The organism is Virgibacillus ihumii, from assembly GCF_902726655.1.
Lineage (GTDB): Bacteria > Bacillota > Bacilli > Bacillales > Amphibacillaceae > Lentibacillus > Lentibacillus ihumii.
In genome coordinates this window covers 2,241,059-2,260,925 of record NZ_CACVAN010000001.1, presented here as the reverse complement: position 1 = coordinate 2,260,925, position 19,867 = coordinate 2,241,059, and the positions used below count along the sequence as shown (strand labels likewise).

Below are 19,867 nucleotides of genomic sequence, written 5' to 3'. Positions count from 1 at the left end.
GTTGCGCCACCTGAAAGAACACTACTTTCATTATTGTTTTCTTTCCAGTAAACTTAGTGTAACGAATAAGTAGTAAGGTGGATTAATACATTGGATATTAAACCGATAAAAACGCGAAAAATATACGAAGAAGTATCCGATTCATTCATAGATATGCTGAAGAAGGGTGAACTTCAGCCTGGTAATAAACTTGATTCAGTGGAGCAGCTGGCAAAAAGCTTTGATGTCAGTCGCTCCGCAATCCGGGAAGCGCTGAGCGGGCTGCGGGCAATGGGAATCGTGGAAATGCGTCAAGGCGAAGGGACCTATATCAAGGAATTTGACGCTTCCAAATTTTCCTTGCCTGTCGCAACAGCGTTAATCATGAAACGGGATGATATTAGAGAATTGTCCGAAGTGCGGAAGATTCTCGAAGTTGGTGCAGTTGAACTGGCGGCGCAAAATCGTTTGCAGCATGAATTGGAACCTATTGAAAAAGCATTGCTGGATATGAAAGGTGCCAAGGGAAGAGGAGACATTGGGGAGAAGGCGGACCTGGATTTTCATCTGGCCATTGCCAAAGCTTCCCACAATAAAATGCTCATCAATTTAATGAGCAGTGTTTCGGATATTATGGTGGAATCCATGCGGGAGACCCGCCGTCTGCTGTTATATTCCGAGGAAAAAAGTCAACAGCTTTATAAGGAGCATGAGCGGATCTTTGCAGCAATAAAATCGCGTAACCCTGATGGGGCGAAAGATGCGATGCTGAATCATCTGGTTGAGGTGGAACAGGTGATTTCGGAATATATTGAATGAAATAAGGGGAGTACGCGCACGTAACGCCTGAATTTTCGATTGGCGGGTTGGAAGTCATTCGGGGAGATGCGTGGGTCGATCGAGGGCGCCTTGTAGTCGATCGGGAAGATGCGTAGGTCGATCGGAAGAGCTCCACGGTCGATCGAGGGAGCCCGGAAACTAATAGATCCCATTTGACCGCAACATAAATCAATCAGACTTTATTCATTTTAAAGTCTTTCTATTTACACAAGTCATATGATGACCTGCTTTCTAAAAAACGGAGGTGTCAACATTGAAAGTTTCGTTGTTTATTACGTGTATGTGCGATATTTTTTCCTCAAACGTTGGGAAAGATACCGTGGAACTGTTGGAGAGGGTTGGCTGTGAGGTTGATTTTCCGGAGGCGCAGACGTGCTGCGGGCAGCCGGCATTCAACAGTGGCTATTTGGAAGATGCCAAGCAATCTATGAAACAAATGATCAAAGCTTTTCAGTTTTCCGATTATGTGGTTGGGCCATCCGGGTCGTGTGTGGGCATGATTCAGGAATACCCGAAAATTTTTAAAGGGGATATTGTTTGGGAGGAAGAGGCGAACAAGCTCGCTGCCAAAACGTATGAACTCACGCAATTTCTGGTTGATGTGCTTGGTGTTACGGATGTTGGCTCGACATTCAGAGGGAAAATTACGTATCATCCATCCTGCCATATGACAAGGATTCTTGGCGTAAAGGAAGCTCCGATGACACTATTAAAACATGTCAAAGGAGCCGAACTGGTAGAGTTGCCGTTAAAAGAAGACTGCTGCGGATTTGGCGGAACGTTTGCTGTGAAAAATTCGGTCATATCCGGTGAAATGGTAAAAGAAAAATCACGTCACGTTTCGGAAACTGGTGCGGAATATTTGGTTGGCGGTGATATGGCTTGTCTGATGAATATCGGCGGCCGGATGAAGCGGGAAGGAAAGGACGTCAAAGTCGTTCATATTTCGGAGATTTTGAATCGGTAATTTTTTGACAGGAAGCTATTAAACTATTTTTATCTGGAGGGAAGCGCTTTGAGTATTAAAATAGGTGAAGCCCCGTACAAAGAACGTGTTGCAGAAGGGGTGGAAAATGACTTCATGCGCCAGGCCGTCTCCTCTGCACAAGGTCGTTTCAGGGACGGCCGGCAAAAGCAGGCCGATGAGCTTGGCAATTGGGAAGACTGGCGTACTTTGGGCGAAGAAATCCGCACCCATACATTGGAAAATATCGATTACTATCTGCAGCTGCTAAGTGATAATGTCTCCAAACGCGGCGGGAATGTGTTTTTTGCTGAAACGCCCGAGGAGGCGAACGAATACATTCAAGACGTCATTAAGAAAAAGAATGCCAAAAAAGTGGTCAAGTCGAAGTCGATGGTAACCGAAGAAATCGGCATGAATGAAGCATTGGAAGAGGTTGGTGCTGATGTGGTCGAATCCGATCTGGGCGAATGGATCCTGCAATTGGACGAGGACCCACCATCACATATCGTGGCACCTGCCATCCATAAAAATAAGGAACAGGTCCGGGAAACGTTTGAAACGAAAAAAGGATACAGCAAAACCGATGATCCGGAAGAACTGGCAGCATTTGCCCGTGAGCAGCTGCGCAAGGAATTCATGTCTGCTGATGTCGGTATTACTGGCTGTAATTTTGCCGTTGCTGAATCCGGTGCGGTCACGACTGTTACGAACGAAGGGAACGCCCGTATGGTAACGAGTGTGCCGGATACACAAATTTCCGTGATGGGGATGGAGCGGGTTGTGCCGACGTGGGAGGATCTTGATGTTCTGGTCAGCCTGTTAACTCGCGCGGCAGTCGGACAAAAACTGACGAGCTATGTGACATCGTTTACGGGTACCCGCCTGGAAGGGGAGACAGATGGCCCCGAAGATTACCATCTTGTCATCGTTGACAACGGCCGCTCGAAAATTTTAGGAACGGAATTTCAGTCAGCACTCCACTGCATCCGTTGTGCGGCGTGCATTAACGTCTGCCCGGTCTATCGTCATGTCGGCGGGCATGCATATGGCTCGGTTTATCCCGGCCCAATTGGCGCAGTGCTGACACCATTATTGGACGGTTATGAAGATCACAAGGAATTGCCGTACGCATCATCATTGTGCGGTGCCTGTACCGAAGTTTGTCCCGTAAAAATTCCGCTGCATGAACAGCTGATCAGGCATCGGCAAATCATCGTCGAAGAAGAAGGCATGGCCCCCGTATCCGAGCAGATTGCGATGAAAGGTTTTGCCAAATGGGGATCGAGTCCGGCTGCGTATAAAATGAGCGCATCGATGGCACGTACAGCGATGAAACCGTGGTCGAGGGACGAAAATATCTCCAAAGGGCCGGGGCCATTAAGCGGCTGGACGGCTAGCCGTGATTTTCCGGCACCAGCCAAGCAGACATTCCGGTCCTGGTACAAAAATCGCAGCAAGGAGGGAAAAGCAAAATGACGATTCAAAACAGAGAGTCTTTCCTTGATAATCTAGCTTCTAAAATGGGACGTCCACGTCGGCGGGATGGGGTGGAGCGTCCGGAATGGAGCGTGCGCCCGCAAGATGAGGTGCTGGCTGGAGCGACTAGTGATGAACTGGTTGATGTGTTACGGGAGCATTGTGAAGTAATCCATACGAATTTTAAACGGACGGATCGTGACGGCCTGCTGACAGTGCTGCGCAAGACCATTGAGGAGTTTGATGGGAAGAAAATTGTCGCATCGAATGACGCGCGGAATAAGGATTTTAATCTGGATGAACTGTATAGTATTTTGGGTGCGGAAGGCAATGAAGTTCATTTGTGGGATGAGGTGACCGGCGAGCAAAATATGCGCGTTGCCGAGCAGGCCGATGTCGGCATTTCGTTCAGTGATATAACGCTCGCCGAGTCCGGTACGGTTACGTTATTTAATAACAAACATAACGGCCGCTCCATCAGCCTGATGCCAAGAAATTATATTGCTATTATCCCGAAAAGTACGATTGTGCCGCGCATGACCCAGGCAGTTCGGCAGATTCACGCCGATCATGCAAAAGGCGAGGAAGTATCATCCTGCGTCAGCTTCGTAACCGGCCCAAGCAACAGCGCCGATATCGAGATGAACCTGATTGTTGGCGTACACGGCCCGGTGGAAGTGACGTATATTGTGGTGGATGATTGATTTGATGGGGCGGCGTGTGGCTTAGAGCGTGCGAGCTCTGGCGGGTGAGTCAAGTCCTTATCTATGTGTAAAAGTCCAATACAAGTTTTCAACCTTATGATGGTATTTATGTGAATTTGATGTGGTGGGAAGGGCCCTTCCCACCACATCAAATTTTCGCGCGCTGGAATCCTCTTCAACTTTTGTTTCGAATAAACCTTTTTTTATTCTTTTGTTGCCCTTCATAATCCATTAGTACTGCGCCAATTAGACGGAAGGCGGATTGTGTATTCGGAAATATACGAATGACTCTTTCCCGCCTTCTAACTTCTTCATTTAGGCGTTCCAATGAATTCGTGCTGCGTATGAATGTATGATATTTCTCTTCTTCATTGAGATACTGAATGGCATCATCGAAGCCTTCTTCCAATGTCTTAAGTGCTTGATTTAGCTTTGGATCTTCTTCGTAACGCGTGACGAACTCCTCCTTGAAGTTTCTTGCGTCATCTGGTGTAACGGCTTTAAAAATCCGTTTTAACCCCGTGATTACCTCTGACATACCCTTCTTTGGCAGTTGATCCACAATATTTCGTTTAAAATGAACGGTGCAGCGTTGCCATGAGGTTCCGAGGAATTCCTCCTGTATTGCTTTTTTGAGCCCTTTATGGGCATCTGAAATCATAAGTCTTGGTGAATGCAGCCCCCGGCCTTTCAGCTCTTTTAAAAAGCTTTTCCAAGCTTCGTAACTTTCGGTATGGTCAACCTTTAATCCGAGCACTTCCCGTTGGTTATCCTCGCTTATCGCTGTCGCAATGTAGACAGCTTTGGATACAACCTTACGATGCTCGCGAACTTTGATATACATGGCATCTACAAAAATGTACGGATAATAGGTGTTTGCCAAATTTCGATTCGCCCATTTATTGACGATAGGGTCTAGTTTCTCTGTAAGCGATGATACAAAGGACTTGGATACGCTCTCTCCACACAATTCTTCTACTACATTTCGAACCTTGCGTGTGGAGACCCCGTTCACCACCATTTCAAGCAGGGCAAGAACGAAAGCCTGGTCACAGCGTTGATACTTTTCAAAAATACTTGGTGAAAACTCACCGCTGCGAGTCCGTGGAACCCGTAACTTGATCTTTCCAATACTCATCAAATATTCTCTTTCATAATAGCCGTTTCGATAATCACGTGAACTACCAGTACGGGCGTATGGCGGAACGTCCAAAAATTCATCCCGTTCCTTTTCCATATACTCATTCAGAATTAATACAGCTGTTGATTTATAGATAGCGTTCATATTGGAGTTCATAATCTCATCTTTTAACTTGTCCATGTTTAGGTTAAAATGTAGTTGGGTCATCATTAATTCCTCCTTATGTTTTTGTGGTTGAAAACATTGTATCATAGGAATTAATATGGCCCTTTCTTATTTCGCTTTTACACAATTATACGGACTTAACCGCGGGTGAGCCGAAACGAGCGAACTGGTACCCCAAATGTGCGAACTCGAGCTGAAACGAGCGAATTAGCTTCCTAACCGTGCGAACTCGAGCTGAAACGAGCGAATTAGCTTCCTAACCGTGCGAACTCGAGCTGAAACATGCGAACTAAGCCCTAAACGTGCGAACTATTACCGGAACGCGTGAACAACAGCTTGGAAATGGCGTGTGAAATCCCGGCAATTCATGCGAATGCATCCGTCGCATCATTTTTTATAATAATCATTAATATGTGTACATTTGTACTTTACGTGGTATAATTAATACAGAAAAACATATCCTATTAAAAACCGCCTCATGCTCCAACATGAGACGGTTTCAATAGACCAACCCCGTCAAGAGGGGTTAGGCACCAAGGAACATGATCCCTCAGAGCCAGGCTAGGTGGATGAGGGGTTATTTTTTATGGTTTGTTTCTGACACAATAAACGCGATGAGCATCCCAAAGGATATCATCAGCGTTAATACAGTCTCTACTGCCATATGCATCACCTCCTCTTTGGGAAGTATCCCAAAAAGAACAGTGTGCCCCAACCCCTCATGCGAAGCCAATTTATTTTAAATAGTATAACATATTTTTAGTTAGGTGGACTCATACAAAATGTTTTCCGGCTTAAAGATTTTTTTTATAGACAATTTCATGAAAAAGTTTGACTTCACGTATAATAAATAACATAAGACATGAATTGGGGGCGGAGAGATGGGGCCATCAAAGGATGTACGGTGGCGGCAACGGTTTGAAAACTTCGAGCGGTCATTCAAGTTGTTGGAAAAGTATGCAAATGTAGGTGCTGATAATGAATTGGAGCGTGCTGGTATTATTAAGTTGTTCGAAATGACATTCGAATTATCCTGGAAGTTGCAAAAGGATTATTTGGAAGCGCAGGGCTATGTGATTAAAAGCCCAAGGGACGCAATTAAACAAGCTTATCAGTCTGATCTGATTGATGATGGTCACGTGTGGATGGATACCCTTTCCAAGTGGAATTTAACTACACATACGTATGATGAGGAAATGGCGAAACAATTCGTTGATGAAATAGCAGGTACATACCTGCCGGCCATGAAGCATTTATATGAAAAATTGTCGGAGGAGAAGTAGTCATGTTTGGCTTAACAGATAAAGATATAAAGTTAATTACTGAAGCATTAGATGGCGTTGATGAGATTGAAAATGCCTTCATTTTTGGAAGTCGGGCATTAGGGAATTATAAAAAGGGTTCGGATGTGGATATCGCAATCGGCGGACGTAATGTTACATGGGGAACAGCAGCAACGTTAAGTGAAACATTAAATGAAGAACTTCCACTGCCATACTATTTTGATATTCTTGATTATAATGCAATATCCAATCATAATCTGACAGCGCACATCGAGCAATACGGCGTACAAATTTATGATAAGGGTCAACATATGCGGAAAATATAAAAAAGCAATCCAATCATGGTCAGAAGGATTGCTTTTTTAGTAATGGTGTTGAAAATATTCATTATTGGTTGAAAAGGTATGCCGAAACGGGAGAGATACCCGTCCAAATGGAGAGAGCAGCGCAAAGCCGGGAGACAGCAACTTATTCCATTCCCCCACCATCACTTAAAAACAATAAGCGAAACAAATTGACTACACAATCTGTTCCGCTTCAAAATCATGCTCCTCTTCGTACGCTTGCATCCTTACTATACCGCTCCGTAAACGCTACTGCGATCAGCGAGATAACAGCTGTGACAACAATAAATATTGCAATAGGTGACCATGCGTTATTGAACTGTCCGAGCAGCCAGGTCGCAATTAACGGAGAAGTTCCGCCGGCCATAGCGGCGCCAATCTGGTAACCGAGTGAAATGCCGGTGTAGCGTACTTTTGTCGAAAATAAATCAGAAAACATGGTGCCGAGAACTGCTGTGATTGGCGGCCAAACGATACCGAGTGCAAGCACGCTCGCTAGAATGACGGCCCAATCCTGCCCGACTGACAGCAGCATGAAGTATGGGAATGCGTACAGTATCATCGCAATACAGCCGATTACATAAATCTTTTTCCGCCCGATTGTATCGGAAAGTTTTCCCATAATCGGAATCATAATGGCTGTGACGATCGTCGCAATCGTAATCGAATTCAGGACGGTAATCTGATCGTAGGCGAGCGTGCTGGTTGCGTAACTTACGACAAACGTTGCGAAAATATAAAATGGCGCGGTTTCAACGACTTTTGCGCCAACAGCAATCAGTACCTCGCGCCAATGGTATTTTAATGTGTCAACAACCGGCAGTTTGGCAACCTGGCCGGATTTTTTCGCTTCTTCAAAATCCGGTGTTTCATTGATGCCGGCACGGATCCACAACCCGAACACGACCAGAAATGCACTTAAAATGAACGGAATTCGCCAGCCCCATGCCATAAATGCTTCATGTGGCAGCAAGCTCATCATTGTCAATGCGAATGTGCCGAGCACCAGCCCGATTGGGACGCCCATTTGCGGGATGCTTCCGAACAGACCTTTTTTGCCTTTCGGAGCGTATTCGACCGCCAACAGCAGTGAGCCGCCCCATTCACCGCCAAGACCAAGTCCTTGTATCAATCGAAGCAAAATCAGCAAAATTGGTGCCGCAACGCCAATTTGCGCATATGTCGGCAGGAGCCCGATCAGCACAGTTCCTCCGCCCATTAACGTTAGTGTAATAACGAGGGTTTTCTTCCGTCCGATCTTATCCCCAATGTGGGCGAATATGACACCACCCAATGGTCGTATAAAAAATGTTAATGAGAACGATAAATATGCGAGCATAAGTCCAACAATCGGGTCGGATGACGGGAAGTACAGTTCATCCAATACAAGCCCGGCAACTGTTCCATATAAAAAGAAATCAAACCACTCAATTGAACTTCCGACTAAGCTTGCGGTCAACACTTTGCGCTTTAATTTTTTGTCCATGTATTTTCCCCCTTGTTCTGAAAAATAAATTGCTAAGCCTTGTCATGTTGTCGTGCCAAAGCCGGTTTCTTTCGCCTTTTGATAGACTCCTTTGGCCACCTCCAAATCAAAATAAGCTGCCCCAACTGATTTGAAAAACGTAATTTGTTCCGGTGTTTCGCGGACGGGTGACTTGTCCGGTGAAAAATCATTCAGTTCACCGTACACGTTGGAAAAACTCCATTCCCCCTCGTTAGCAGCATGAATTAGTTCACCAGCTTCCTCTTTGACACTTGCCAGATCGTCCACCGCGATAACCGATGCTTTTTTAATGGTACTTAAATCCACCTCCTGCATACTTGGTAAAAAAGAGCCGATTCCATTTATATGCGTTCCTTCCTTTAAATCATTACCATCAAAAACCGGAGTTTTCGATCGTGTGCTGCAGTTGATGATATCGGCTTGTTTTACTGCTTCTTTCACGTTAGCGGCAATCAGAATGTCTGCCTTTACTCTAAAATTCTCCAACTTTTCTTTAAAGGTGTAAGCTTTTTCAGCAGTTCGGTTGAAGAGCACAATTGTCTCGATAGTTCGTGCTTCCAAAACGCCCAATACCTGTTCAAAAGCCATCGCACCAGTTCCGATCACACTTAAAGTCCTGGCATCTGCCCGTGCCATCTTGCCGGTTGCAATACTGCTTAACGCCCCGGTGCGGAGTCTTGTTAAAAAAGACGCATCCATCGTGCATAAATGTTTGCCATCTGAGGCATCTGACAGCATCAGCACACCCTGAGTCGTCGGTTTCCCGACATCAGGATTGTTTGGAAAAATATTGACTACTTTCACCGAAGCAACCTGATTTTCCAGATCCGCACTTGGCATATACAGCGCGGATGCTCCTTTGTCGGGAATATCAATAACGGTGCGATGCGGATTTTGAATCATTCCCTTATTTTTCGCCGCGAGACCTTGCTTAATATCATGGACAGCATCCCGCATGAAATAGTTCTCCTGAATTTCCTGATCCGAAATAAACAGCAAACCATCACTCCTTTTATTGGAATCGTTTACAAAATAATTAAATTACTGCTTAAATTTTGTTTCAATTTAGTATATAATTTAATTAGCACTTAAATTATTTAAAATATAATATAATTCAACCTATTTTGTCAAACGGGACAGAGGGACAGGCTCCTCGTCCCAGTTGGAATGGGACGAGGAGCCTGTCCCTCTGTCCCACAGAAAGGGGGCTTGAAATTGACGGACGAATTGGGCGCGAAAATAAAACAGTTACGAAAACAGCAAAAACAAACGTTAAAGCAAATAGCAGAAGAAACAGATTTATCGATCAGTTTCCTGTCACAGCTGGAGCATTCCAAAACATCGGCAACTTTGGAGTCACTGAAAAAGATTTCAGACGCACTTAACGTGAACCCGAGTTATTTTTTTGCCAAACCGGATGCAGTTTCACCGTCAAAAGTTATTCGACATGAGCGTGTGAATGATGAGTTGAAGCAAAATAAATTTATTTACCGGGATTTATCGGGTGCGATGGAAAATCCGTTATTTTCGCCAATCCTGATTATCCTGAATCCCGGCGATAACCGCGGCAGCAATTTTTCACATAAAGGACAGGAATTTCTGTATGTGCTGGAAGGGACGCTGACGATACATATTGAGGGGGAGGAGCATGTGCTGCATCCGCACGATTCAATCTTTCTGCAGTCATCCAAATCCCATTACTGGCTGAATAAAACCGATCGGACGATAAAATTTTTGTGTGTTTCAGCGGTGGAATAAGGGTAATGGCCCCTCTGAACAAACTTAGGTGAATGAGGGGCTATTCCTGGTTGATTTTCGGCTGTTGTTGAAAATCTTTTAGTCTGTTTTAAAGGCTAAAATAGTTGGGCAAAAAATTAAAAGCGATCTGGAAGTGCTCGAACTCGATCGAGAAGCCTTTCTACTCGAGCGGCAAGCTTCGAACTCGATCGAGAAGCTTCTCCACTCGATCGAGGAACCCTTCCACTCAATCGGCATGCTCCCTTACTCGATCGAGAAGCCCTGCAACTCGATCGGCAAACATCGCACTCGTTCGAGCACCACGTAAGTAGATCGACAATCCCCCTTACTCCCCAACTAGGGACAGAACATCTCACCCCCCACGTGTTATATATCATTTTTTATATTGTAAATAGATCTTAAATAAATTGTTCTATCATGTTAATTCTATTGAAATAAAGATTTAGTAGACTAGATGTGTTGGTATGAATTACCTTAGGAACAAAAAATTTTAGGAGGATTACAATTGGGAAAACATTTTGTACGCCGATATGTGCTGACGACGGCACTTGGGGGAGCATTTATATTAAGTCCCGTAATGGCGGGGAGCGGTTTTGCGCCTGGGGCGCCGGGTGAAGAACCATCAAAAAAAGAAAAGACGGGAGCACCTTCTTCCCATCTTATCTTTTCAGGCGAACGCGGGGGAGCGGGCGAAATGGTTCAAACCAAATTAAGTAATATGGGATATGATCTGGCGGTTGATGGTATTTACGGACCTATTACGGAGACACAGGTACGGAAATTTCAGGACAATCAAGGGTTAGTCGTGGACGGTATTGTCGGACCGAAAACAAAAGAAGCACTTAACAATTCCGGCACAAAAAATTCCGGCACAGATGAAGAGCAAACGACTACGGTGAGCGCTCCGGATGAAGAAAAAACAACAACAGAGAACCAAGCATCTACTGATATTGTATCTGCAGCTAAAAGCCTGGTCGGAACTCCATATCAGTTTGGCGGTGAAACCCCAGCAGGTTTTGACAGCAGCGGTTTTGTTAATTATGTAATCGAACAAGAGACGGATGCATCGCTTGAAAGAACGCATGCAGGAATCTGGGCAAATGATGGGGCTTTTGTGGACAACCCTTCACCAGGAGATGTTGTTTTCTTCACAAATACTTATGATGCGGACACGTACGTCACCCACAGCGGAATTTATATCGGCGACGGTAAAATGATTCATGCTGGCACAGAAGAAACAGGCGTTGAGGTAGCGTCATTAAATGTTGACTACTGGGACAACCGCTACATTGGCGCAAAATCTATCAACTAAATAAAACAGACAAAGGCAGTCCTTCATGCTGAGGGGCTGCCTTTGTCATTCAGGAATATTATCTGATACACTTCGCGAGCCCCCATCGATTCTTCACCCCGCTTTTTTGTGAAATGTATGTGTAACCATATATATAACAACGGAGAGAAAGTGTTGGATGCATATTACAATTTAAATAATAAATCTGAATAAAGGCATTGCACCCTCAGTTTCTGCATCCTTATTTCGAATTTTTTATGTAAGTGCAGCGCCTAAGTCCTGGTTAAAAAATTAAGCGCGGTCTTCATCATCATGGGTGGAAGCACCACGCTTATTTTTGCTTTCAGTGATGGCAATTTCAATTGAAGTTTGAAATATCAGGTGCCAGGGTAAAGATTTTTGAATCATCTTTATGCAATGTGCTTTTGGAAAGGGGATAAACATGGACACAAGATCCGGCATGCGTAAAAAGAAAAAAAGTAAAAATATACTTCTTAATTCATCAATCGTAATCGTCATTGCTCTCATATTAATTATTGGGGGCAACATGATTTTCAATAGCAGTAATGAAACAGCTAATAATCAGCAGGATAGCTCCACGGAAGAAACTGAACAGGATACGCAAAATAATGAGGGACAAACTGGTGGAGATGAAAGCACTGATGGAAACGGATCCGAATCGGGAAACAATGGTCAACAGGATGGTGCAGTCCAGCAGAATGAGGATGACGGTGGAGATGAACAATCCCAAAATGATTCTCAAGACAAGCAGGATAAGAACGATCAGTCCCGTCAAAATGATAAGAAACAGCAGAATGCAGGCGAATCCAACTCCGGCAAAGTCGTTGGTAAACCAATTGGTACTTCCCAGTCAGGGCCGCATCAGTCCAGCTATGATAAGGGCACAGTGGACTGGAATGAAAAAATAAAAGCTATTCAATTGGCTACAGGACTGGATGACAGCATGACGCTTTGGCGCCTGGAAAGTGGCGGAGGACCACAGCAATCCATTGGAAAAGTAAGTCCTGAAGGCGTATCAGGCTGGGTGTATGTAGTGAATCTTCAGTGGGTTGATCAAAAGGGCTGGAAAGTGACAAATGTTTCGAAACAAAGCCGATAAAGGATATTAAACTGACGAGAAAAATATGGAAGTTTACAAATAAAATTAAGGTGACGTGAAATCCCCGTCTGGTGCAGGCGGGGATTTTTAGATGTGGCAAGATAGCTGCATGCCTGTTAATATGCTGTTTTTAAAAATGTAGGGGCCACGCATTCAATGGTGGAGAACAAAGCACAATCAGAATAAAAGAAAACAACAGAAATAACTGATAGTATAGGAGAATAATAGTTATAAGGGGCGGTGAATGCATTCATGATAAAAATTTACATGCTTCTATTATTGGTCATGCTGATGTGGGGTCTGAATGTGTCGGCGATTAAAGTACTGGTTGCGGCGATTGACCCGATCTTGCTGACCTCTTTTCGGGTTATGACGGCTGGGGTCATGGTTCTCATCATTTGTAAAGTGATGGGCATTTTCCGTCTCCCGTACAAACATGAATGGCTTACAATTCTGTACATAGCTGTTTTCAATGTCATTCTGCACCATTCGCTGGTGGCGGTCGGATTGGAATTAACATCAGGAATAAACGGTGCGCTCATCTTAGGAATGATGCCGCTGGTGACGGTGATGATGGCGTTCATCGTGCTGCGGCAGCGGATAACGTGGCTGCGGACATCGGGTTTTATCCTCGGTTTCGTGGGCGTAGTGATCACGACGCTTTCCGGTGCCGGCGGGCTGGCGGCGGTTTCGCTGGGTGACGTATTCGTACTGCTCGGTGTAATCGTGCAGGGCTTTAGTTTCATGCTGATCAGCAAGCTGAAGCCGACACTTGATCCGCGCCTGGCGACCGGGTATTTGCTTGTGCTTGGCTCCACCGTTATCTTCCTGGTCAGCCAGATATTAGGGGCACGGGTTCAGGAGATGACAAAATTAATCGACTGGCAGCTTGGTGCGGTCTTCTTGTTCAGCGCCATTTTCGCAACAGCGTTCGGGCACATGACATATAATTATGCCATTAAAAAAGTCGGACCGGCCGAATCGGCCATTTTCATAAATTTGAACACGCTATTTGCAGTGACGGGTGCGGCGTTATTTTTAAATGAAGTGATTAAAATAAATCATGCAGTCGGATTTCTTTTTATTCTGTGCGGGGTGTTCATCGGTACAGGCGCGCTGGAGCATGTGATTCAGAACAGGCGGCAGAGGGATATGAATTCGTGAAAGAGCATTTGTTGTTGAAAAAATGCTTTTACCATCGAGCGGAACATCAACCGTACGAGCGGAACATCAACCGCACGAGGCGAAACATCAACCGTACGAGTGGAACATCAACCGCGCGAGCGGAACATCAACCGCACGGGGAGAACATCAACCGCACGGGGAGAACATCAACCGTATGAGCGGAACATCAACCGCACGGGGAGAACATCAACCATACGAGGTGGAACATCAACCGCACGAGCAGAAAGAGCAAAATACTAAAGCTGTACACTTCAAAAATGCTATCATGGTGGTGGCGCCACAATGGCACCGGCGCTTCATCATACCATTTTTCATGAAAACATGGCTCTTTCAAATGAAGCAGCTGCTGCCGTTATAAATATACCAGCTAGCAGAAAGGTTGATATAAATGGAAAAATACCGCATTAATCCAGGCAGTGGTCTGGAATTTGGACTATATACATTAGGTGATCACCTGCCGAATCCGGCAACCGGGGAGCGCATTTCCGCCCAGCAGCGCATCCATGAAATAATTGAGTTGGCGCAGCTTGCTGAACAGGCGGGGATTGACTTTTTCAGTGTCGGCGAAAGTCATCAGGATTATTTTACAACGCAGGCCCATTCGGTCGTGTTAAGCGCAATTGCCCAGGCGACGGAAAAGATTAAAATTTCCAGTTCCTCCACCATCATCAGCACGCTGGATCCTGTCCGCGCTTACGAGGATTTTGCTACCATCGATCTCATTTCAAAAGGTCGGGCGGAAATGATTGCCGGGCGTGCGTCCCGTGTGGGAAACTTTGAATTGCTTGGGTATGATCTTCGCGATTACGAGGAGTTATATGAGGAAAAATTCGATCTCCTGCGAAAAATTAATGAGGAAGAAGTGGTGAACTGGAGCGGGCAATTCCGTGCGCCACTGCGAAATGCTAAAGTCCTGCCGCGACCGCAAAACGGCTCGATGCCAATCTGGCGGGCTGTCGGCGGACCACCGGCAAGTGCGATCAAAGCTGGGCGCGCAGGCGTTCCGATGTTCCTCGCAACGTTGGGCGGACCTGCGACATCATTTAAGTACTCGATTGATGCGTATCGGGAAGCGGCAGAAAATAACGGACACAATCCTGCTGAACTTCCTGTTGCGACAGCCGGGTTCTTTTACACAGCGGAGACCACCCAGCAGGCGCAGCGGGAAACGTACCCGCATATTAACAAAGGGATGGAGCTGACCAATGGACGGGGGTACCCGAAACAGCATTTCGCGCAGGGTGCTGACCCGAGAGATGTAATGAACATCGGCAGTCCGCAGCAGGTAATTGAAAAAATCCTGTACCAGCACGAAATGTTCGGGCATCAGCGTTACATCGCGCAAATGGATTTTGGCGGGGTGACGTTTGACAAGCTGAAGCGAAATATCGACACCATCGGGACAGAAATTCTTCCGGCAATTAAAAAACATACGGCTAAGAGCTAGATACTGAGATGGACAAGCAATAAATTCGTGGTACAATGAACATAGATAAGTTTTAGCTGAATAAACTAAATAAAGGCCGTGACGCTGGAACGTCAACGGCCGATACAACAGTCGAATCCCTATAAAGGGGTCGGCGCTGATGGGAAATAGACCTCGACCAAATGAGCCGCTAACTCAAGGGAGGTCTATTTTTTTGTGATCATTGTCGCGACAAGCGTGCCAAACGCAAGCATCAGAAAAAGCGTTTCAAACGTTGTCATACGCGCTCACCTCCTGACCACTCCCGGTTGGAGTACGGAGGCAACGCAGACCACCCTTGAGAAATTCAGACTATTGCATTTTCCATTATAACACGCGGAAACTTGTCCAGGCAGGTAATAAATGTCATTTGTACTCGAATCCGGCATAAAATTTTTGGATTATGAAAAGCGCCACCCAGGAAATGGAGGAGATATGAATCCTCCATTTTTTATTGACATGCACAATTGTATATAATAATATATACAATATAAACAAATAATACACTTAAAAGAGGTCTATATGAATATCATCCTATCGAATTCATCCAAGGAACCAATTTATGAACAGGTGAAAAACCAGATTAAGCAAAGCATATTACGAAATGAATTACAGGAAGGGGATGCGCTTCCATCCATGCGCGGGCTCGCTAAGGAACTGCGAATAAGCGTCATTACAACAAAAAGGGCATATGAGGAATTGGAACATGAAGGATTCATCACGTCGTTTGTTGGAAAAGGATCATTTGTTGCCGGGCAAAACAAGGATCTTCTGCGGGAAAAACGGCTGACGATGATGGAGGAAAGCCTTTTGGAAATTGTTGAAGAAGCGAAAATACTGGACATCAGTAGGAAGGAACTAAAGCAAATGCTCGACATTCTTTATGAGGAAGGAGGAGAATAATGGAGGATACCGTGAAGTTAGAACATGTGAATAAGGCGTTTGACGGGTTTGGCTTGAATGACGTGTCATTTTCCGTGAAGAAGGGATTTGTGACAGGCTTCATCGGGCCGAATGGATCCGGGAAAACAACAACCATCAAGTTGCTCATGGACCTGTTGAAACGTGATTCGGGCGAGTTGAACATTTTTGGCTTGGATAATGCCAACCACAGCAAGGATATCAAACAGAGAATCGGTTTTGTATATGCGGATAATCACTTTTATAACCATCTGACCGCCCGGCAAATGAAACGTGTGGTTGCCTCGTTTTACGAAAAATGGGATGATGCGGTTTTTCAGCATTATATGAATCGGTTTGATCTGCCGTGGAAGCGAAAAATCAAGCATTTATCAACCGGCATGCGAATGAAGCTGTCCCTGGCAATCGCATTATCACACCATGCTGATTTAATAATTATGGATGAACCGACATCCGGACTGGATCCGGTTTTTCGCAGCGAAATCCTCGATATTTTATCTGACGTCATCCAGGACGAAACGAAAACCGTATTTTTTTCCACACACATCACAACCGACTTGGAACAGATTGCGGACTTCATTACATTTATCTATAACGGTGAAATCATTTTCAGTGATAATAAGGATCGTATATTGGAAAAATATTATATCGTCAGGGGAGCAGCGGAACTGTTGGATCCGGATATTCGCAGCATGTTTATCCATTTGCGTGAAACCTCAGTCGGGTTCGAGGGCTTGACAAATGAGCCGGAAAAAATCAGCAATTTGATGGGTGAGCATGTCATGATGGAACCTGCAACACTTGAGGAAATCATGGTAAATACGGTAAGGAGCGAGAAAAATGCGCAGTTTACTTTATAAAGAGTGGGTGGTGAATCAGGCGATCATTATCAGCATGGCCGTCCTGCTGATCGCAGGCTCCATGTTCGTCAAAATGTTCAACGACACTGGTCAAAATCCGATTTATTTAGCCGTCATTTTCGGACTCATGTATCCATTTATTGGTGACATGAATGAGAACACGAATAAGAGTGAGAACCTAATCAACAGTCTTCCCGTCAATCGAACAGAAATTGTCACATCTAAATATGTAAGTGCACTGTTGTTTGGTGTGCTTGTGATAGGAATTACCGCATTCCTGAAATTCTTTTCGTTATTTGAGGAAAACCAGTTTATTGAACTGGCTGCAGCACTTTCCTTCATTGGGATCTTTATCGCGGTTTATCTGCCAGTGTTCTATTTGCTAGGTCCGCGGTTTGTGATGATCGGGATGGCTGCCTTAGGTCTGTTGGGTTTTGTTTTTATCCCAATGCTCGTTGAAGCCGGGATGGAAAATGGCTTCTGGGGATTGGCGGATGTTTATCGGGAATATTCAAATGATCTGTTGTCAGCAATCTTGATTGGAATTACGATAGTTGCCCTGCTTGTATCATGGTTCATTTCCGTACGGTTGTATGCGAAAAAGCAGTTTTAACATAATAGCCCAATTTTCCGCTTATTGAAAATGGAAAATCGGGCTATTTGTTCATTATGATAGACCTTAGAAAAAATTCGGCATTCGCTATAAAACGGGCGAATGCCGAGTTTTTCTAAAGTGTTTCTCCCTTTTTCTTCCGTTTCTTCAGGTAAGCTGGATGCTGAATGAAGTAACGCAAAACAAGATCATCCAGCCGGTTCATGTATGCTTTGTAGTAATCACTTTCGAAATGATCCGGTGTTATACTTGAAGGATGTTTATAATGCGACTGAAACCCCTGATCAGACAAATCAATCACCTGTACATTAGGCAACAGGTTCAGAAAGTAATTTTCCATGTATTCAAACAGATAATTGCTGCGCTGAATGTAGGTTTGGTTGTTAAACTCATGGAATTCCCCGTTTTTCGCGTAATATCCTTCCGCTTTTCGTACTTTTTGAAGGATAATCCGTTCTTCCGGAATATATTTTACCAGCTTTTTGCAGAATTTTTGGACTGCCTTATGCCAATGTTCCAGGTAAGCTGCAATATCTTTCTGGCTCAATACCGATACGTACGGTTCGATTTCGTGCATGTAGTTTACACTTTGCGTCAGCATATAATTGGCAGTAATCATGTGCTTTTTATCAAAAAAGAGAACATCCTTTGAACCATCCACGTAAAAATCAAGAATGAAAAAGTCGGGTTTTGTTCGTTTAATATTGGTGAAAAAATCTTTCTCAAAGTCACTCCGGACGCGATCGGCAAGTGTCGGGTGCAGGTCTGTGAATTTTTCCCCGGGAAATTTCACAGGTTTTCCCATCATGCTGATCACGGAAGAATGAAATTGAGTGTAGACCACCTCATATTTATTTTTATAATCCGGGTTAAAATAATCTTTTGAGCCAAATCCGAGTCTGCTGAAACAGGAACCACAGGTCGCAATCCTTAAGGAATGGGCTTCGGGTTCCTGTGTTCGTGTACGGCTTCTGAACTGCAGCTTGTTGGCAGGGCCCCTGAGCAGGCGAATCTGATAGTTGTTCGTTACCCGGATCGGTTTTTTCGAAACGTTGACTGACGTATCAAGATACACAGGTACATTCATGGTGACCTTGGCTTTTTTATCCCTGAATTTCATGTTAATAAAAAATTCGTCTTTATCGTCCAGATGGTAGTTTTGCGCAAGCTCGTCCATCGGCAGTGTTACGTTGAATGTTCCATCTTGTTCCGTGACCGGCAGTTTCATGACCATCGCGGTGAGTTCAGCGTTATTTACTGTGGATTCTTTTTGCAAATCGGCACCGTCTATCTGAAAGTCGTGCACATTACCTTTCAGCATGACACGTTGGTTGTCCACTTTTAAATGATGAACAGTGGCCGGTTCCGTTTCAGTGAAGACTGCTAACGAAGCGGCGTTCTTATCATGTTGAAAGCTTGCACTGAACACTGACGAAAGGTCGAACGTTTGCTTGAAAATATCGTATTCAGGATCAATATCCAAACGTTCGGCCACCGTTTGGCCCGACTTGTTTTTGACAGTCACGAAAAGATCCCATTTTGTTACAGGTGCCAGCGTCTCCCCGGCAACAAACGTATTCAGATCCACTGAGGACGTATACGTTTGCTGATCTGTTTGTGTGACCGGGAAGGTTTTTTCATGCTGATAATCGTTTAAGTCAGCTTGGATACGTTTTTTAAACGTGAGTTTCAGCTCAACAGCTTGTTTTGTATTTGTAATTGTTTTGAAAAACGTTTCCGATATGGAAAATCCAAACGTCACATGTTGTTGATCGATTTGCGTATTCGTTACGGCCGCTGAAAGCTTTTTTGCTTTCACCGATATGGCAAATGACTGCATTTTGGTGATATACGGTTTTGCGGTATAAAATAAATGGGGGCTATGCTTCTTGCCAGGGTGTTCGCTGAAGTCAGCCTGTATTTTCTCCGTTTGCTCCCCGTGTGCAATATAGCAATCCCATATTTGATTTTGTGCTAATTTATTTTTCCAGTTCTGCAATTTCAGTGAAAACGTAAACTCCTGACCGTTCCATTTCACATCTGTATCGATTCGCTGCGGGCTGAAATAGTCCTCTTTGGACACCCGCTCCTGGAAAAAGATAATCGGTTTTTCTGCATCTATTTTTTCGTTGTATGTGCCTTTTAGCACCAACGTTTGCTGTTCTTCCTGGTGTATAGAATCGAAATTAGCCAGCATGTTGACCTCCATTGATTCTTTTGCTTTTGAAAGGGAATATACCTCATTAAA

At 44.6% G+C, this 19,867-nt stretch carries 20 protein-coding genes; 15 read left to right on the top strand and 5 right to left on the bottom strand.

The genetic code is table 11. The features are described from left to right. The first annotated feature begins 90 nt into the window (after nt 1-90). The 4 genes from HUX68_RS10895 to HUX68_RS10880 all read left to right on the top strand — a co-directional run bounded on the left by HUX68_RS10895 (nt 91) and on the right by HUX68_RS10880 (nt 3,966). A complete protein-coding gene (locus tag HUX68_RS10895) occupies nt 91-798 on the top strand; it encodes a FadR/GntR family transcriptional regulator (protein WP_174614850.1) in 708 nt (235 codons plus the stop codon). Nucleotides 799-1,072: 274 nt separating this feature from the next. Then, a complete protein-coding gene (locus tag HUX68_RS10890) occupies nt 1,073-1,786 on the top strand; it encodes a (Fe-S)-binding protein (protein WP_174614849.1) in 714 nt (237 codons plus the stop codon). A gap of 48 nt (nt 1,787-1,834) precedes the next feature. Further along, the gene (locus HUX68_RS10885) at nt 1,835-3,262 is read left to right on the top strand and encodes a LutB/LldF family L-lactate oxidation iron-sulfur protein (RefSeq protein ID WP_174614848.1); all 1,428 of its coding nucleotides are present in this window, start codon (nt 1,835-1,837) and stop codon (nt 3,260-3,262) included. Next, complete coding sequence (locus HUX68_RS10880; RefSeq protein WP_174614847.1) at nt 3,259-3,966, top strand: LutC/YkgG family protein; 708 nt, start codon at nt 3,259-3,261, stop codon at nt 3,964-3,966. The genes HUX68_RS10885 and HUX68_RS10880 overlap by 4 nt, the downstream gene beginning before the upstream one ends. A 175-nt stretch (nt 3,967-4,141) precedes the next feature. Here the strand turns inward: HUX68_RS10880 and HUX68_RS10875 are convergent, their stop codons facing one another. Next, a complete protein-coding gene (locus HUX68_RS10875; protein ID WP_174616299.1) occupies nt 4,142-5,314 on the bottom strand; it encodes an IS256 family transposase in 1,173 nt (390 codons plus the stop codon). Nucleotides 5,315-6,153: 839 nt separating this feature from the next. Here HUX68_RS10875 and HUX68_RS10870 point away from each other — a divergent pair. Continuing rightward, nucleotides 6,154-6,555: a nucleotidyltransferase substrate binding protein gene (locus HUX68_RS10870; RefSeq protein WP_174614846.1), complete on the top strand. Its 402-nt coding sequence runs from the start codon at nt 6,154-6,156 to the stop codon at nt 6,553-6,555. A 2-nt stretch (nt 6,556-6,557) separates the two neighbouring features. Further along, complete coding sequence (locus tag HUX68_RS10865; RefSeq protein WP_174614845.1) at nt 6,558-6,881, top strand: nucleotidyltransferase domain-containing protein; 324 nt, start codon at nt 6,558-6,560, stop codon at nt 6,879-6,881. Nucleotides 6,882-7,098: 217 nt separating this feature from the next. Here HUX68_RS10865 and HUX68_RS10860 read toward each other — a convergent pair whose 3' ends face one another. Beyond that, entirely contained in the window at nt 7,099-8,385 is a 1,287-nt protein-coding gene (locus tag HUX68_RS10860; RefSeq protein WP_174614844.1) for an MFS transporter, read from the bottom strand. Between the two features lie 42 nt (nt 8,386-8,427). Next, nucleotides 8,428-9,405 carry an ornithine cyclodeaminase family protein gene (locus HUX68_RS10855; protein ID WP_174614843.1) on the bottom strand — a complete coding sequence of 326 codons (978 nt, stop codon included), beginning with the start codon at nt 9,403-9,405 and terminating at the stop codon, nt 8,428-8,430. A 216-nt stretch (nt 9,406-9,621) separates the two neighbouring features. Between HUX68_RS10855 and HUX68_RS10850 the strand changes: the two genes are divergently transcribed. The 6 genes from HUX68_RS10850 to HUX68_RS10825 all read left to right on the top strand — a co-directional run bounded on the left by HUX68_RS10850 (nt 9,622) and on the right by HUX68_RS10825 (nt 15,207). Beyond that, nucleotides 9,622-10,164 (top strand): helix-turn-helix domain-containing protein, encoded by a 543-nt coding sequence (locus HUX68_RS10850; protein WP_174614842.1) that lies wholly within the window; start codon nt 9,622-9,624, stop codon nt 10,162-10,164. Nucleotides 10,165-10,669: 505 nt separating this feature from the next. Then, the gene (locus tag HUX68_RS19445) at nt 10,670-11,476 is read left to right on the top strand and encodes a C40 family peptidase (protein ID WP_281355730.1); all 807 of its coding nucleotides are present in this window, start codon (nt 10,670-10,672) and stop codon (nt 11,474-11,476) included. A 421-nt stretch (nt 11,477-11,897) separates the two neighbouring features. Then, on the top strand, nt 11,898-12,575 hold the full coding sequence (locus HUX68_RS10840) for a YrrS family protein (protein ID WP_174614841.1): 678 nt from the start codon (nt 11,898-11,900) through the stop codon (nt 12,573-12,575). A gap of 252 nt (nt 12,576-12,827) precedes the next feature. After that, entirely contained in the window at nt 12,828-13,739 is a 912-nt protein-coding gene (locus tag HUX68_RS10835) for a DMT family transporter (protein ID WP_174614840.1), read from the top strand. A 22-nt stretch (nt 13,740-13,761) separates the two neighbouring features. After that, nucleotides 13,762-14,118: a hypothetical protein gene (locus HUX68_RS10830; RefSeq protein WP_174614839.1), complete on the top strand. Its 357-nt coding sequence runs from the start codon at nt 13,762-13,764 to the stop codon at nt 14,116-14,118. Between the two features lie 30 nt (nt 14,119-14,148). Continuing rightward, nucleotides 14,149-15,207 carry an LLM class flavin-dependent oxidoreductase gene (locus tag HUX68_RS10825; protein ID WP_174614838.1) on the top strand — a complete coding sequence of 353 codons (1,059 nt, stop codon included), beginning with the start codon at nt 14,149-14,151 and terminating at the stop codon, nt 15,205-15,207. 185 nt (nt 15,208-15,392) lie between these two features. Here the strand turns inward: HUX68_RS10825 and HUX68_RS19605 are convergent, their stop codons facing one another. Further along, nucleotides 15,393-15,467: a putative holin-like toxin gene (locus HUX68_RS19605; protein ID WP_425509540.1), complete on the bottom strand. Its 75-nt coding sequence runs from the start codon at nt 15,465-15,467 to the stop codon at nt 15,393-15,395. A 280-nt stretch (nt 15,468-15,747) separates the two neighbouring features. On the opposite strand from HUX68_RS19605, the gene HUX68_RS10820 reads away from it, so the two are divergent. The 3 genes from HUX68_RS10820 to HUX68_RS10810 are packed head-to-tail and all read left to right on the top strand — an operon-like array spanning nt 15,748 to nt 17,619. After that, a complete protein-coding gene (locus tag HUX68_RS10820; protein WP_174614837.1) occupies nt 15,748-16,128 on the top strand; it encodes a GntR family transcriptional regulator in 381 nt (126 codons plus the stop codon). Continuing rightward, nucleotides 16,128-17,006, top strand: coding sequence for a phenol-soluble modulin export ABC transporter ATP-binding protein PmtA (gene pmtA, locus HUX68_RS10815; RefSeq protein WP_174614836.1), 879 nt, complete (start codon nt 16,128-16,130; stop codon nt 17,004-17,006). Before HUX68_RS10820 ends, pmtA begins: the two co-directional genes overlap by 1 nt. Then, entirely contained in the window at nt 16,987-17,619 is a 633-nt protein-coding gene (locus tag HUX68_RS10810) for an ABC-2 transporter permease (RefSeq protein ID WP_174614835.1), read from the top strand. Before pmtA ends, HUX68_RS10810 begins: the two co-directional genes overlap by 20 nt. A 115-nt stretch (nt 17,620-17,734) precedes the next feature. Here the strand turns inward: HUX68_RS10810 and HUX68_RS10805 are convergent, their stop codons facing one another. Then, nucleotides 17,735-19,816, bottom strand: coding sequence for a DUF6270 domain-containing protein (locus tag HUX68_RS10805; RefSeq protein WP_174614834.1), 2,082 nt, complete (start codon nt 19,814-19,816; stop codon nt 17,735-17,737). Nucleotides 19,817-19,867: the final 51 nt, after the last annotated feature.